Annotated in this window: 10 protein-coding genes and 2 tRNA genes; 5 read left to right on the top strand and 7 right to left on the bottom strand. The window is 56.3% G+C overall.

Features of this window, described 5'->3' with window-relative positions; genetic code table 11:
- Positions 1-62: 62 nt before the first annotated feature.
- From ABD937_RS21965 to ABD937_RS21955, 3 genes are all read right to left on the bottom strand, one after another.
- The gene (locus ABD937_RS21965) at positions 63-2,342 is read right to left on the bottom strand and encodes an FAD-dependent oxidoreductase (RefSeq protein WP_345258140.1); all 2,280 of its coding nucleotides are present in this window, start codon (positions 2,340-2,342) and stop codon (positions 63-65) included.
- A 348-nt stretch (positions 2,343-2,690) separates the two neighbouring features.
- Positions 2,691-4,175 (bottom strand): RagB/SusD family nutrient uptake outer membrane protein, encoded by a 1,485-nt coding sequence (locus tag ABD937_RS21960; RefSeq protein WP_345258139.1) that lies wholly within the window; start codon positions 4,173-4,175, stop codon positions 2,691-2,693.
- 34 nt (positions 4,176-4,209) lie between these two features.
- Complete coding sequence (locus ABD937_RS21955) at positions 4,210-7,260, bottom strand: SusC/RagA family TonB-linked outer membrane protein (RefSeq protein WP_345258137.1); 3,051 nt, start codon at positions 7,258-7,260, stop codon at positions 4,210-4,212.
- Positions 7,261-7,519: 259 nt separating this feature from the next.
- Here ABD937_RS21955 and ABD937_RS21950 point away from each other — a divergent pair, with 259 nt between their 5' ends.
- Positions 7,520-8,665, top strand: coding sequence for a LacI family DNA-binding transcriptional regulator (locus tag ABD937_RS21950; RefSeq protein ID WP_345258136.1), 1,146 nt, complete (start codon positions 7,520-7,522; stop codon positions 8,663-8,665).
- 317 nt (positions 8,666-8,982) lie between these two features.
- On the opposite strand, the gene ABD937_RS21945 is transcribed toward ABD937_RS21950, so the two are convergent.
- The 3 genes from ABD937_RS21945 to ABD937_RS21935 form a co-directional block, all read right to left on the bottom strand.
- Positions 8,983-9,056: transfer RNA gene (locus ABD937_RS21945), tRNA-Pro, on the bottom strand.
- 140 nt (positions 9,057-9,196) lie between these two features.
- Complete coding sequence (locus ABD937_RS21940; RefSeq protein ID WP_345258135.1) at positions 9,197-10,114, bottom strand: hypothetical protein; 918 nt, start codon at positions 10,112-10,114, stop codon at positions 9,197-9,199.
- Positions 10,115-10,320: 206 nt separating this feature from the next.
- On the bottom strand, positions 10,321-11,247 hold the full coding sequence (locus ABD937_RS21935) for a LysR family transcriptional regulator (protein WP_345258133.1): 927 nt from the start codon (positions 11,245-11,247) through the stop codon (positions 10,321-10,323).
- Positions 11,248-11,317: 70 nt separating this feature from the next.
- Here ABD937_RS21935 and ABD937_RS21930 point away from each other — a divergent pair, with 70 nt between their 5' ends.
- From ABD937_RS21930 to ABD937_RS21920, 3 genes are read left to right on the top strand one after another with little or no spacing between them, the layout of a single operon-like run.
- Positions 11,318-11,626: a hypothetical protein gene (locus ABD937_RS21930; RefSeq protein WP_345258132.1), complete on the top strand. Its 309-nt coding sequence runs from the start codon at positions 11,318-11,320 to the stop codon at positions 11,624-11,626.
- A gap of 1 nt (position 11,627) precedes the next feature.
- Positions 11,628-11,945 carry a hypothetical protein gene (locus ABD937_RS21925; protein ID WP_345258131.1) on the top strand — a complete coding sequence of 106 codons (318 nt, stop codon included), beginning with the start codon at positions 11,628-11,630 and terminating at the stop codon, positions 11,943-11,945.
- Between the two features lie 28 nt (positions 11,946-11,973).
- Positions 11,974-13,461 carry an NADP-dependent isocitrate dehydrogenase gene (locus ABD937_RS21920; RefSeq protein ID WP_345258130.1) on the top strand — a complete coding sequence of 496 codons (1,488 nt, stop codon included), beginning with the start codon at positions 11,974-11,976 and terminating at the stop codon, positions 13,459-13,461.
- Positions 13,462-13,736: 275 nt separating this feature from the next.
- Here the strand turns inward: ABD937_RS21920 and ABD937_RS21915 are convergent.
- Positions 13,737-13,825, bottom strand: a tRNA-Ser gene (locus ABD937_RS21915).
- A 220-nt stretch (positions 13,826-14,045) separates the two neighbouring features.
- Between ABD937_RS21915 and ABD937_RS21910 the strand changes: the two genes are divergently transcribed.
- A complete protein-coding gene (locus ABD937_RS21910; protein ID WP_345258129.1) occupies positions 14,046-14,816 on the top strand; it encodes a hypothetical protein in 771 nt (256 codons plus the stop codon).
- Positions 14,817-14,928: the final 112 nt, after the last annotated feature.

Below are 14,928 nucleotides of genomic sequence, written 5' to 3'. Positions count from 1 at the left end.
TATCCCCCTGTAAAGGTTTAGGACAAGAGTAAAAACATATTGTTTACGACTTCGCTCCTTTTTTAGGCATAACACCGCACGCCGAAAAGAGCCGCCGGCACGTTTTCACTCTTCCGCTCCAGGTGCAGGGTAAGTGAGCGGGTGGTTAATGGGCTGTCGAAATGAACCGCCACAACAGATTGATGATTGTTGCGCATCTCGAACACTCTCTCGTGCTTGTCGTTGCAGATGATGAAATGGGCAACGCAAAAAGGGCTTTCCGTTTCGGGATGGGTCATCAGCACCGACTCAAGCGGATGGTCGAAATCAGTATCGAAGTGCAGCACCAGCCGCCGGATGGTTTGGGGTTCGCTCCAGTCAATCGTAATGGCAGGTTTTTCCTCTTCGGGTTTTGCCACCCAGGCATTGGGCAGGACGGCGGGCCGGAAAATTCCGTTGCGGACGGCTTCGGCAACAAAAGAAAAGGCATTCCCCTGCACCTTCATCGCTATGTTTTTCCCATACGGCCGGCGGTCGGGGCACCAAAACTCAAAGGCCTCCACGCCAATGTCTTCCGGCGGGTCTTGCCGGCCATAGTTAGACACCGCCGCATTTGTTTTGTTGAACAGCGACAATACGCCACTCACCCTACGCTCGCTATAACAAAGCTGCACCGCCTTGTTTTTCAAAAAGCAGATGTAGAGGTAGCCGTCATCACACACCTCCAGGTCTTCGGCGAGTTCGATTACCTGATGTCCTTTTTTCAACGGCACGTCGATGGTTTTCAAGGTGGTGTCGGGGCTGTGGTTATACGGCTTGCTGCTGCACCGGAACTGGAGGCGCAACGTTGTTTCTTCCGATGCCTGTACCGGAACGGAAAGAGCCGGCATTTTCCCTTTTGTTACCGGCAGCATCTGTGCTGCCGAATCAGCTAAGGCGAACCACTCCTCCCCTTCCGGCAACTCTCTTAACTGGAAAACGGACGTAGCCCTGACCGTAGCTTTCTGCACCAGGTCTTCCCGATCTTGCAGACAAATGTTGGGCAGATGATGACCTGTTCGCAGCAAGGCCTGCTGCAACTCGCCGATCTTTTCTTTCCGGCCTAACACCCGGATCGTACAATCCTTTTGTACACAAAGGGCTGCTGCCATACCTACCGCCTGCCCCACATGCGCACTGGTGCCCATCACCCGCGTGGAGCCAAATGCCACATGCGAAGCACTGATGGTCCGCCCCGCCAAAAACAGGTTCTTCAGGTTGCGGCTGTAGAGGCAGCGAAACGGAATGGAATAGATGCCTTTGCTGTGCCATTGATTGCAACCAGGCCTTTCCGAAAAAACGCCGTCAGCGGGATGCAGGTCCACACTCCAGCCACCAAACGCCACCGTATCATGGTGTGGCCGCTGTTCGATGATGTCCTGTTGCGTGAGGATATAATCACCTTCAAAGCGGCGACTTTCCCGCTTGCCGGGAATAGTGCCCACCCACTCCAGCGTCATGGTTTCGGCTTCCGGGAACTTCCCCGAGTTTTTGATGTAGTTCCATACGCCATACACCACTTTCCAAAGCTCCCACTTGATGGCTTCCGACTGGTGCACCGTGTCTAGCCGGCCGCCGTACTCGATCCACCACAGCTTACAGCCGTAATCCTTCGCGTTGAAGCTGCGGTAGCGGGGTATCTGCGTGATATCCTGCAACGCGTAAGCGGGCGGCACAAAGCGCACCGGCTTGCCCACATCTTTGGTGTAGAAGTAAATGGAATGCCCCAGTAATTCTCCGTACGCTACCGATGGAGCGAACTTCTCCCCGAACTCCTCCTTTTTTTCTGCTCCCATACGGAAGGCCGCACCTGCCAAAAAGCCCAGGATCCCGTCGCCGGACGCATCGCAAAACAAGGGAGCGGCAGCGGTGTACTGCGTCGCGTTCTGGCTGCAAAAAGCGGTGACGGAAGTAATGGTTTCCTCGTCCGACTTATCCACCGAATAAACGGCTGTATTCAGCAACAGCGTGATGTTTCCTTCCGCCACCACTTTTTCCAGGATAATGGTGTCGAAAATCAGCGGATTGCCTTCAGGATTCCGGTAAAGATTCTCCAGCAGCAGTTCGTCAATAAAGCCGCCTTCTCTTGCCCAGCGGTTGTTGTTGCCCATGTGCGAGGTAGCACCCAGCACCCACAACCGCACCTCGCTGGAGGCGTTTCCGCCCAGTACGGGCCGGTCCTGGAGGAGAATAACCTTTATTCCTGCGCGTGCTGCCGTTACGGCACATGCTGTACCGGAGAGCCCCCCGCCCACCACTACCAGATCGGCTGAGAAATGTACCGTTTGCAAGGCTCTGTTTCCTGTCGCTTCTTCCCTGATCATACTTCTAATTTGTATCGGTTTTCGTTGTATCACCGGCTGCCCGGGATTCGGCACCTACAGCCAGCCGGCATTCGAAGGTTTACCGCGTTGCAGGGTCTTGATGATGTTACTGTCAGTGGGTGGCAATGCAATGGCTGGCTTGCGCGTTCGCTTCAGTTTTTGTCAATAGCGGTCGGATCGGCCATGATGGAAGCCGCTGATCGAGCCGGAACAGATATGGGCCAGCACGGCAACGGTAAAAGTCCACAAAAAAGCGTCCCTGCCAGATCACGATATGGTATCCGTGTACTCAAAATAGCTTTTAAAGGCGTTCAGCTTTTCAAAACATCCTGCACCCCTGCCGCTCCACTACCTCCAATCGGGATTCTGCTCCAGTTTCGGGTTCGCATTCACTTCATCCTGCGGAAGAGGAAAAAACCGGTGTTTCGCCAGCGGTGTCCGCACGGGAAATACACTGTTGATTGCAGTCGGAATTACCGCCAGGAACTTGCCCGTGCGGGTCAGGTCGTACCACCGGTCGCCTTCGCCAAAAAACTCCCAGGAGCGCTCCTGCAAAACAGAATCCACAAAAGCATCCCTGCTCAGGCCGGGAGTCAGATCGCCCAGGCCCGCCCGCCTGCGCACGATATTGATGTTGTTGTACGCAGAGCCGGAAGGGCCATTCAAACGGGCCTCGGCTTCAGCGGCAACCAGGTACACATCAGCCAGGCGCAGCACTGGTACGTTGTTGGCGCCATTAGCGCCATTGGAGTTCGGGTCCATGTATTTTTTCACCAGCACACCCTCGGTGGTGATGGGCGTAATATCTCTTTGCGGCACCACCCGGCCTTGCCCATTTACATAGTTCGTATCCAGCAACTGCCGCCGTTTGTCCAGTGGATTGAACGAGTTGAAAAACTTCTGATAGGCGAAGATGGAGCCGAACGTTGTTTTACCGTACTGCGGTCCGTCGCTGTTTCGAGGGCCATAAAGACTCATTATCTGCCCGTTACGGCCACCGGCAGTGCTTTCGGCTTCAAAGGCGAACAGAACCTCCTGGCGGGCCGCCGCTTCCCTGGCAACATCGTACAAATCTTTTACCTCCGGTATGAGGCTGTATCTGCCGGAGCTGATGACCTGTTGTGCTTTCTGCAGGGCAACGTCCCATTTTTCGTCATAAAGCGCTGCCTTGGCATGAAGCGCCATTGCAGCTTCCTTTGAGGGGCGGCCTTTTGGAATTGAAGCACTATACGCAGGCAGAAAACCCGCTGCCTTGTCCAGGTCTTCATAAATCTGCCGGTACACATCAGCCCGCGCGCTTTTGGCTGTAAAAGCGTCCGTCTCGTTCAGCGTGGGCGTCGTTTTTACCGGCACATCGCCAAAATTGCGGGCCAGCGTAAAATAAAAGAGCGCACGAAGAAAAAGAGCCTCGCCAACAATCTGGTCTCGTCGGCTGGCATTCATGGCAACACCAGGCACTTTGCTGATGACCCAGTTGGCTCGCTCAATGCCGGTGTACGTATGTTGCCAGATATCCAGCGGCGATTCCAACGTACGGTTGAAACTGCGCTGGGTGGTGTAGTTGGCGTCGTAGTTGAACATCGTAAGCGTGTTGCGTCCCACCACGGGGCGGGGATACACCTGGTCGGCGCTAAAGTCAGGCACCAACACCATGGAAGGGCCACTGTACATATCGGCAAAGGAGCTATAAACCGAAGTCAAGCCGGCTTCCGCATCCGAGGCCGTTTTATAAAAATTGGTTTGGGCGATGGATGAATAGACTGTTTCGTCCAGCTTACTGCAGGAAAACAGGAAGCCGAAGGAAAGGAGCATCAGCACAAAATGTTTTTTCATGTCGCAAATTTTTAAAGGGAGCAATCTGTACTACTTAGAAATTGACCTGCAAGCCACCGATGATGGAACGGGCCATCGGGTAGACACCGTTGTCCACACCCAGCAATACGTTGGAGTTGCCAAACGTATTCACTTCAGGGTCGTAACCCGTGTAGTTGGTGATGGTGAACAAATTGTTGGCACTCAGGTAAACCCTTGCCGAGGAAATGCCTTTGATGGCGGGCAGCCGGTAACCCAGTGTCAGGTTCTTACACCGCAGAAAGGAACCGTCTTCCATGAACCGGTCGGAAATGGGCAGGCGACCACCCTGGAAGCCGGACGCAAACTCGTTGTTCGGATTGGTGGGAGACCAGCGGTCTACCATGCCGGCGACCACGTTGCGGTTGCCCAGGGGGTTCTCCAGCGTATAGCGCAGCAGGTTGTACACCTTGTTTCCCTGTACACCTGCAAACAGCGCACTCAGGTCGAAGTTGCGAAAGCGGAAGTTGGTCGAAAAGCCGTAGATGAATTTGGGATTGGCATTGCCGGTGATGATCTGGTCGGCTGCGGTAATCTGGCCGTCTTTGTTGAGGTCGCGAACCTTTACACCACCGGTGCGGCTGTCGGAACCAGGCAAAACCGTTTCGCCGGTCTGATAAATACCATCGAAGACGAAGGTCTTGAAGATGCCGAGCGGTTGCCCCACCTGCAGCACCGAATAGTTATTGACCACAGACTCTTCCCGATTGTCGACCAGGCTAATCAGCTTGTTCCGGTTGAACGTAATGTTGCCATTCACGGTCCATTTGATGGATTCGCTGTTGATCAGGCGGGCATCAGCCGCAAATTCAACGCCCCTGTTCTCAATCTCAGCAAAATTGCCGGTCAGGCTGGCATAGCCGGAGGAAAACGGCAGTTGCCTGACAAACAGCAGGTCCTTGGTCCGTTTGTTATAAAGATCCACCACGATGTTGAGGCGGTTATTGAAGAAGCTGGCATCCAGGCCGATGTCGGCCTGTACGGAACGTTCCCACCGCAGGTCGGGGTTGGGCACCCTTGCCGGTGCGATGCCTACCGCCGGAGCACCATTGTTAAAGTTGTAGCCGCCGGTGGGATTGAACAAGGCCAGCGATTGATAAGGAGCAATGGCGCCGGCATTTCCGGTGGAGCCATAGCTGACGCGAAACTTGAGGTCACTAAAGAGTTTTTGATTCGCCATAAAGTTTTCCTCACTCACGCGCCAGGCTGCTGAGAAGGCAGGAAAAAAACCATACTTGTTGCTCTCTCCAAATTTGCTGGAGCCGTCGTAACGGGCGGTCACATCCAGAAAATACCGGTTACGGAAGCCATAGTTAAGGCGGCCCATATAGGAATCCAGCCGGTCCCTGCTGCGGAAGCTGGAGGCACTGCGGTTCGCTTGTGGTGCTAATTGCAAGGCGTTGTAAAGCGTTGCATCGTTGGGAAAGCCGAAAGCCGAAGCGTTGCTGCTTTCAAGGCTGTTCGACTGGGTAGCGAAAACGCCGGTAAACTTAAATGTGTGATCCCTGGCTATCTCTGTTGTGTACGTGAGGATGCTCTCGTGTAGCAGGGTGATGCCACGGTCATTGAATTTAGCTGCGCTGCCGGTATTGGCGTTCCGGTCGCGCACTGCCACAATATAGATCGGGCTGTAGTAATCGTTTGCCCCATCATTCAGGTCCACATTAAAAGAAGCCCGGTAGCTCAGCCCCTTCAGGATCTTTGCTTCGCCGTAGACATTGACAATGCTGCGGACCGTTGCGTTCCGGTCGGTTATTTCGGCCAGGCCAAGTGGGTTTACCACTTCCCGGTACCGCCCGTTCAGCTGGTCGGCAAAAGGAAAAATCATCCCATCCGGATTGTAAGGAGCCAGCACCGGCGGCGCCACTATGGCAGCGCCTACAATGCTGTTCGTGGCCCCGCCGTCGATACTGCTGAAGCCAGTGGGGATCCGGTTATTGATGGTATAGCTCCCAAACAGACTGGTACCCATTTTAAACCGTTCGCTGATCTGGTGATCGAGGTTCATCCGCAGGGAGTAGCGTTTAAAATCAGAGGATAGGATGACGCCTTTCTGGTCAAAATAATTTCCCGAGAAATAGAACTGCGTTTTCTCATTGCCCCCGTTTACCATCAGCTGATGACTGCTGATGGCTGCCTTGCGGAGCACCAGGTCCTGCCAGTTGACGCCATTGCCCAGGCTGGCCGGGTCGGGGTAGATGTTCGACCGGTAAACTTCATTTTCCAGCTTGGCAAACTCCACGGAGTTCAGCATGTCGATCTTCCGGGTGGCTTCCTGCTGACCATAGTAGCTTTCATAACTGACACGGGTGCCGCCGCCAGCCCGGCCTCTTTTAGTGGTGATCAGGACAACTCCATTGGCACCCCGTGCGCCGTAGATGGCTGTCGACGATGCGTCTTTCAATACCTCTACGGATTCTATATCTCCGGGATTGATGGTAGACAGCGGGCTGATATCATTAACACCGCCGCCGTTTCCGATCTGTACGCCGTCGATCACGTACAGCGGCTCGGAGGTACCATTGATGGAGTTAGTGCCGCGGATGCGCACACTGATATTGCCTCCGGGCGCCGATGAGTTTTGGTTGATCTGCACACCGGCCACGCGGCTTTGCAGTCCCTGTGCCACGTTGGTTACTGGTGTTTGCATCAGTTCTGTTGCCTTTACCGATGCAATGGAACCGGTAACGGAAGCCCGGCGCTGTGTGCCGTAGCCCACCACCACCACCTGGGCCAGTGATTTGTTGTCCGGTGTGAGCGATACATTCAGCAAGGCCTGGTTATTCACCGGCTGTTCACGGGTTTCAAATCCGGTATAAGAAATTTGCAGCAAAGCCGCACCGTTCGAAACGCGGAGCGTGTAGGTACCGGCGGCATTGGTGGTGGTGCCGTTGGCGGAGCCTTTCTCCACAACACTCACACCGGCCAGCGGTTGGGCCGCATCATCGGTGATACGTCCTTTTACGGTCAGTGTATTTTGCGCAAACAACGACACCGGGAATAAACAGAGCAAAAGCAGCAGGCAAAAGAGCGGATGTTTTCTCTTTGCAGATGGAGCAAGCAGCATAGCAATTGTTTTAGTGTTTGAATATTCTGCGAAAGGCTGGTGCAGCGCGCACCGGAAGAGTCGCTGATCAAATATCCATTGCTTCGGGAAAGCGAAAAACCAACCGATACACAAGAGGTACCGCAAACGTTACCGAAAACCTTTGCGATAGCTGCCGGGTAGAATATTCAGTATTTTCAACTCCGGGAAAGCGGCAGAAAACGCCCGTTCAAAAAAAGTTTCTTGCCGTATCAACCACGCTTTACCAATTAATCCTTCTATGATTCGATGTAAAAAGTGCGGCGAGGTAGGGTACATCAAAAAGTCCGGTAAAGTGCGGGGCCGGCAACGGTATTATTGCAAGGACTGCAAGGTTTACTTTTCGGAGGAGCAGGAGGACAAATCGCCCGTTGCACACCAGCACCAGGTGACCATCACCGACCTCGCCCGGCACTTGAATTTATCTGCCTCAACCGTATCGCGGGCGTTGCACAAGCATCCGGACATCAACCTGGCTACGCAGAAAAAAGTGTTGGATCTGGCAGCCAGGCTCGATTACCAGCCCAATATGCTGGCCAGCAGCCTGGTGAAAAGCAAAAGTTTCACCATTGGCATCGTGGTGCCGGAGTTTATCAATTCGTTTTTTCCCAATGTCATTCTGGGTGCGGAAGAAGTGTTGGCGAAGGCGGGCTACAAGCTGGTCATCTGCCACTCCAACGAGTCATATGAAAGGGAAGTGGAAAATGTAAAGTTGCTGCTTTCGAGCCGTGTGGACGGCTTTCTGATTTCGCTGACGCAGGAAACGAAAAAGTACGATCATTTAAAAGCTATTGTCGCCAAGGGCATCCCCCTGGTATTGTACAACCGGATCTGTACCGAAGTAGACGTCCCTAAAGTGACGGTCAACGATTACGAAGGCGCTTTCAAAGCGACCGAGCATTTGATTCTGAACGGCTATAGAAAGGTAGCGCACATTGCCGGACCCCAAACATTGCAGATTGCCCAAAGCCGTATCACGGGTTATAAAGATGCCTTGAAAAAGTATGAGATCCCGGTTAATGAGGATTGGATCCGGCATTGCGACCTGAGTTTCGAAGGAGCAAAACGTACAGCTGCCTATTTGTTTGATCTGGAGAATAGCCCTGATGCCATTTTCGCTATGAACGACACGATCGCTGTTGAGGTTATTCAGTTGGCAAAAATGCGGGGGATTTCAATCCCGGCGCAATTGGCGGTAGTTGGATTCAGCGATGACATCATAGCGCAGTTTATCGGGCTGACCACCATGGCGCAGCCGGTGCGGGAGATCGGCAAAGCTGCCGCCCGGTTGGTGTTGCAGCGACTAAAAAACAGGGATGTCCATATAGAATCGAAAATTCTTTCGACCTCACTGGTCATTCGTAGCTCTTCTTCGCATAACCACTGATGTTTGTAAGCGTACCTTTTTATCGGTGCGTTTGTACATGCAGGTTCTGATTCCTCTATGCCCGCTTATTTCGCTACCGCGCGCTTTCAATCGTTTGCCGTCGGAAACTCCCATGCCGCCCTGTTTGCCGTTACCATATGCGACTCACTAAACCTTTTTTCATGTGCACGACAGTTTAAAAGCATCCCGGAAACTCCGGTTCTAAACTGCCGGATTTTGGGTACGCCGACAGAAGCTGCGACCCTCCCGCCCGAAGGCGGGAAGCACAACCGAATACTGAATAAAAAAAGGAGCGTCATGAAGACACTCCTTTCTAGTCGGGAAGACAGGATTCGAACCTGCGACCCCCTGGTCCCAAACCAGGTGCGCTACCGGGCTGCGCTACTTCCCGAACTGATTTCACTTCACGCGAACCGGCGACCCTCCCGCCCGAAGGCGGGATGCGCTACCGGGCTGCGCTACTTCCCGCAAGGGGCTGCAAAGCTAGCGGTTTCGGAGCACCGGAGCAAAAGAGTTTCGCCGGTGCCGGTACTATCGGTACAGGAACCGGTAGTACCGCACCGAAACAGCCGATCCGACCGTCCGGCGCACCGTCATGCGCACAGGGAAGCTGCTATTGTCCGTGGTTACCTGGTACGTGGTGCTTTCCGTTCGCTCCACGGATCCCGGCATGCCTGCCTCCCACGACTTGTGGCTGCTGAGGGTGGCTTCGGGAAGGTATTGGAGGGCCCAGGTATCGGGGAAGGTACTCGTCTGCTCGTCGGCCACCACATCTGTAATCCCCCGGAGGGCGCGGTATACGGGGTTCGGGATGACCGACGGCGTTACGTTCAGTTCCTGCCGGCGGAAGGTCTGCAGCAGCGGCCCCTGCGCAACGGTGCTGTCGAGTTGGCGCAGGAAATAAATGCCGACGCGTTGCTGCCAGATCCGGCGCACTTCGTAGGTGCTGTCGGGGCCGCTGACGCCGTCGTCCTGCACCAGGGTAACCGAGTCGATCACGTGGGTGGCCGTAAAGGTGCGGCGGCGTACGCGGGTCGCGGTCATTCCCGAGGCGAAGGCGGTGCGGATCGAATCGTACACCCGCACGCCATTCCGATGGCCGTAGTAGATCGTATCAAACCGCGTATCGGCGCCGGTGGCGCGCGTCATCACCAGGCTGCGGCTGGCCAGCGTATCGCCCCCTGCATAGTCGATGAGCTGCCGGGTGTAGCTGCTCGTATCGCGCGCGCCGCGGAGCTGCACCGAATGCACTTCGGTGGTGCGTCCCTGCGCATCGTAGATATACGAGACCCGGCTGATGGTATCATTGGGAACAGCGCGGGTGGAGTCGATGCCGACCACCTGCAGGAGCCTCGGCGGCTCGTAGGGAGGCGCCTCCATCGTGTTATCGGTACGCCGGCACGAAGCGGCAGTCAGAAGAAGCAGGAGCGCCGACAGGTAGTTTCTCATAAGCGGGTAACTGACTTTTGATAGGGCTTAAAATTAAGCAACCCCTGCGAGATGCTGCCAAACAGGACGTCAACACCGCTGCAGATGTGCAAAAAGCACTGGTCACAACGGGCTACAACTTGTTTCAGGTGGCCGCTCACCGCCAGTAACCGGCAGCGGCGTGGTAACCGCCGGAGGCCGCGCACGGCCGGGGGTTTCGCCGGCCCCTACGCGTATTTCTCGAACCAACCGAATGCGTCTTCGATGATCGCTGTTTTCTGCTCCCGCAGGAAGTGCAGGTACCCCTCCGCCACCGGCGAGAGCCGCTTTTCCGCAAGCCAGATCAGGTTCCAGCTGGACTTGATCGGGAACCCAGCGACGGGAATGATCTGCAGCTGCCCGAGCTGCAGCTCGTTGCGGAGCCCGATCAGCGGCATCACCGAGTAGCCCAGCCCCGCGATCACCGCCTGCTTCACCGACTCATTGGAGGTAAGCTCCATCTTCATCTGCACCGACAGCCGGTGCCGCTCCAGGTAGCGCTGCATCACATGGCGCGTGCCCGAGCCCTTTTCCCGGAAGATCAGCGGCAACTCACGCAGGATCTTATGATCGTAGGGGCGCTTGTTGAATTTCCGCTCGCGGTTGCCGACGAGGAAGAGCTTGTTCTGCATCAGCTCGATCTTGCTGACCTTTAATTGCTCGGGCATCACCGATACGAGCGCCAGGTCCACTTCGTTCTTCTCCAGGCTCTCCACCACCTTGGCCTTGTTCGTAACATCGAGTACCAGCTCCACCCCATCGTTTTGCCGGAGAAACTGCGCCAGGAAATAAGGCATGACGTATTTACCCGTCGACACCACGGATACCTTCAGCCGTCCCACCAGCTTTCCCTTATACGCCTGCTGCGCAAACTGGATGGCATGGACCTCGGCAAGGATCGTTTCCGCCGCGCGCGCCACCTCCCTTCCGAAATCGGTTATGTGTAACCGCTTGCTGATCGTTTCGGTAAGCGCATAGTCGAACTGCTGCTGGAAATTCCGGAGCTGGATCGACACCGCCGGCTGGCTCAGGTGCAGCTCTTCCGCCGCCTTCGTGATGCTTGCCGTTTCCGCCACCTTGAGAAAAATGCGCAATTGGTTGAGTGTATAGTTCATAAAAAAAAGCTATGACTTTTATTTCAAAGTTATATGATCGCTTATGATGTACCGACCCCAATTTTGAGCCATGAACCAGACAACCACCCAACAGCAATCATCTGCCGGCGGCTTCCTGTCGAAAAAGCCCGCCCGCATGCACGTAGCCGGCCGCACGTCCGGTACGCAGTCCGAAGGCGCTCACAACGACGACGACGACGCCCGTACGCACAAACGTGTCGATGGCCGTAAGCTACTGCTCGGGGCCGGTTTGCTCACGGTCATTGTTCTTTACCTCCGGAGCAGCCATCCCCTGCTCGAGGAAAGCGGCCCCGCACTGATCGCCTTCCTGCTGCTGGCGATGCTCGGAACTACTTCATCCACTCAAAACCAACAATAACATGCAACCGAAAGATGTACCTCTGTTACACGGCAGCTATGCCCCCGCCGACGCCCGCGAGATCCTGGGGGCGATGATCAAAGCCGCGCTCCAGCACCAGCGGCTCCAGGACTTCCAGTCGCTGATCCGCTACGACGGCAACTGTGCCCAGGCGTCCGCGAACATCCAGAAGCTTTGCCGCGCCCAGGAAGAGCTCGACCGCTTCCTGGAAGTAGCCAAGACCATGCAGCAGCACCTGAGCGTACGCATGTCGCTGCAGCTCGATCTCACCGAAGCGCCGGTGGAAGAGCGCAGTCTCCTCGCCATCCCCTTCGTATAACCACAATTATCAAAGCCCAATCAACTTTATGCTTACTACACAACCGCAACCAAAACCGGCAGCACCGGCATTGCCGGCCCCGACACCGATCACCGTTGCTTATGGCGATGGCATCGGCCCGGAGATCATGGAGGCCACGCTCCGCATCCTTGAGGCGGCCGGGGCCCGGCTCGAGATCGAACGCATTGATATCGGCGAAAAAGTATACCTGCAGGGCAACACGTCCGGTATCCAGCCCACTGCCTGGGACTCGCTCCGCCGAACGAAGGTATTCCTGAAGGCGCCCATCACCACCCCGCAGGGCGGCGGCTACAAAAGCCTGAACGTGACCACCCGGAAAGTGCTCGGCCTGTATGCCAACGTGCGCCCCTGCACCTCGTATCACCCCTTTGTGCAGACGAAGCATCCGAAGATGGATGTCGTGATCATTCGCGAGAACGAAGAGGACCTCTATGCCGGCATCGAGCACCAGCAGACCGGCGAAGTGGTGCAGTGCCTGAAACTGATCTCCCGTCCCGGCTGCGAAAAGATCGTTCGCTACGCCTTCGAGTATGCCCGTGTGTACGGGCGTAAAAAAGTGACCTGCTTCACTAAGGACAACATCATGAAAATGAGCGATGGCCTTTTTCACAAGGTGTTCGACGAGGTAGGCGCCGAGTACCCGGAGATCGAAAAGGAACACTGGATCGTGGACATCGGTGCGGCCAAGCTCGCCGACACGCCGGAGCAATTCGACGTGATCGTGATGCCCAACCTGTATGGCGACATCCTGAGCGATGTGGCGGCACAGATCACCGGTTCGGTGGGGATTGCCGGAAGCGCCAATATCGGCGATGGCGTGGCCATGTTCGAAGCCATCCACGGCTCCGCGCCCCGGCTGGCCAACCTGAACGTCGCCAACCCTTCGGGGCTGCTGCTTGGCGCCGTGCAGATGCTGGTGCATATCGGCCAGCGCGACGTGGCGGAGCGCGTGCACAACGCCTGGCTCCGGACGCTCGAAGACGGCGTGCACACCTATGACATTTTCAAAGAAGGCAACTCCAGCGAACATGTAGGCACCCGGGAGTTTGCCGATGCGGTGATCAGGCGGTTGGGCAGCCTGCCGGTGCAACTGCCGGCGGTCAGCTACCAACAACCGACGCGGCAGATCAACGTGCAGGTGACGCCCGTAAAGCCTGCCGAGAAAAAGCTGGTCGGGATCGACGTGTTCCTGCACTGGAACGGCAAAAACCCCAACGAGCTGGGCGCCCGGATGCAGTCGCTGATGGTGGGCAAGGTGAAGCTGAAAATGATCACCAACCGGGGCACCAAGGTATGGCCCGACGGCCACCCTGAGACCTTTTGCACCGACCATTGGCGCTGCCGCTTCCTGTGCGAAGAGCTGAACGACTGCGGCTACACCGGGATGCTCTTCCTGCTGCAGCAGATCAGCAAGGCCGGACTGGATATCATCAAAACAGAGAATCTCTACACCTTTGACGGAGTGCCTGGATTCAGCGCCGGGCAAGGTCAATAAAGGAAGGCAGTGACCCGGACACTGTACGGCAACGCGCCGGCAACCGGGATGGCCACCCACGCAAAAGCCCCGACACGAACGGTCGGGGCTTTTGCTGTAGTAGCTGCGATGAGGGCGGGATTGCCTGCGGCCCTCCCGGGTGGGGGAGGCAGCAACTGCAAGAGCGCCCGGCATCCGCCGATTTTCTTACCCGGTGCGCTCTTTCAACCAAGCTTGCATCGGTCCCGGGCACGAAAAAGCCCCGACGTTTCAGTCGGGGCCTCGTGTAGTTGCTGCGGTGAGGGCGGGATTCGAACCCGCGGTACAGTTTAACCCGTACGGCAGTTTAGCAAACTACTGATTTCAGCCACTCATCCACCTCACCTTCCTTTTGCAAGGGTGGCAAAAATAGGGATAAAAACAAATCAGCCCAACAAATTTTACTGCCTAATCCCTGAACATTCAGCGCCTTGCGCCGCGGCGCCCCCCGCCCAATTCATACCGGCATTCTGCCGCCTGGTGCCGCCACCTCCTACAGCACGCACGCCCCGCCCTTGCCCGGCAATGCGGGCCGCGGCACCTTTGCAGCACCATAACCTGCCACCATGAACAACACCTTCCCGATTGCCCTGCTTCTCTGCCTCCTGGGCATCCTGGGCTGCAGCCCCGATCGCTCGGGCCTGGAGCGCCCGTTGGCGGCAACCCGCATCAGCAGCATGCGCTCCGGCGCGCTCACCGACAGTTTCGAATACAATCCCGACGGCTCGCTCCGTCGCTTCTTCCGCAGCAACACCGCCGGCGACGTGCTGTTCGAGCAGGTGTATACCTACGTAGGCGGACGCCCCAGCCAATGCCGCATCAACGGCAGCGGCCGCGCCGACTACCACTACCCCTCCTCCGACAGCATCCGCATCCAGGTGTACGATGTTGCGGGCAACCCCACCTGGACGCTGCGCTACCGCATCGCCGGCACCCGCATCCTCGAAGTGCAGGAGTCGTTGCATACGCCCGCAGGCGTCGAGCGCCGCGAGCGCTGCGTATACACCTACAACGCCGCCGGCAACATCGTGCGCACCGACCGCTACAACGGCCATAGCGGCAACTGGACCCTGCTCGAGCGCGTGCACGTGCTGCAATACGACGGGCAACCAAATACCACCGCCGCCACCGAAGGGCTGCCCTACTACCTCGGCATCGATGCGCCGGTACGGAACAACCCCTTACGGGAAGAGTACCGCCGGCCCGACGGAACGGTGCTCCGCACCATCCAGCACAGCTACCAGTACAACGCCTTGGGCCACAAGACCCACTCCGGAAAAACGATCATCGAGCTGCACCATCCCGCACAGGTAGAGCAGTTCGAGTACCGATACTAATTAATGGGGTAATGGGGTGATGGGGTGATGGGGTAATGAGGAGAACGGGAGTGTTGAAAGAAAAAATAATGGCGACTGCGAAAGGAGCATCAGGAGCAGTGGCACACCAATA

The organism is Flaviaestuariibacter amylovorans, from assembly GCF_039541815.1.
Lineage (GTDB): Bacteria > Bacteroidota > Bacteroidia > Chitinophagales > Chitinophagaceae > Flavisolibacter > Flavisolibacter amylovorans.
The sequence above is the reverse complement of the archived record's forward strand: the minus strand, read 5'-3'. Positions and strand labels throughout refer to the sequence as shown.

What these genes read in the sequence shown, in the direction of transcription:
- ABD937_RS21965 (WP_345258140.1), bottom strand. Translation starts at nt 2,342, where the DNA reads ATGATCAGGGAAGAAGCGACAGGAAACAGAGCCTTGCAAACGGTACAT.
- ABD937_RS21960 (WP_345258139.1), bottom strand. Translation starts at nt 4,175, where the DNA reads ATGAAAAAACATTTTGTGCTGATGCTCCTTTCCTTCGGCTTCCTGTTT.
- ABD937_RS21955 (WP_345258137.1), bottom strand. Translation starts at nt 7,260, where the DNA reads ATGCTGCTTGCTCCATCTGCAAAGAGAAAACATCCGCTCTTTTGCCTG.
- ABD937_RS21950 (WP_345258136.1), top strand. Translation starts at nt 7,520, where the DNA reads ATGATTCGATGTAAAAAGTGCGGCGAGGTAGGGTACATCAAAAAGTCC.
- ABD937_RS21940 (WP_345258135.1), bottom strand. Translation starts at nt 10,114, where the DNA reads ATGAGAAACTACCTGTCGGCGCTCCTGCTTCTTCTGACTGCCGCTTCG.
- ABD937_RS21935 (WP_345258133.1), bottom strand. Translation starts at nt 11,247, where the DNA reads ATGAACTATACACTCAACCAATTGCGCATTTTTCTCAAGGTGGCGGAA.
- ABD937_RS21930 (WP_345258132.1), top strand. Translation starts at nt 11,318, where the DNA reads ATGAACCAGACAACCACCCAACAGCAATCATCTGCCGGCGGCTTCCTG.
- ABD937_RS21925 (WP_345258131.1), top strand. Translation starts at nt 11,628, where the DNA reads ATGCAACCGAAAGATGTACCTCTGTTACACGGCAGCTATGCCCCCGCC.
- ABD937_RS21920 (WP_345258130.1), top strand. Translation starts at nt 11,974, where the DNA reads ATGCTTACTACACAACCGCAACCAAAACCGGCAGCACCGGCATTGCCG.
- ABD937_RS21910 (WP_345258129.1), top strand. Translation starts at nt 14,046, where the DNA reads ATGAACAACACCTTCCCGATTGCCCTGCTTCTCTGCCTCCTGGGCATC.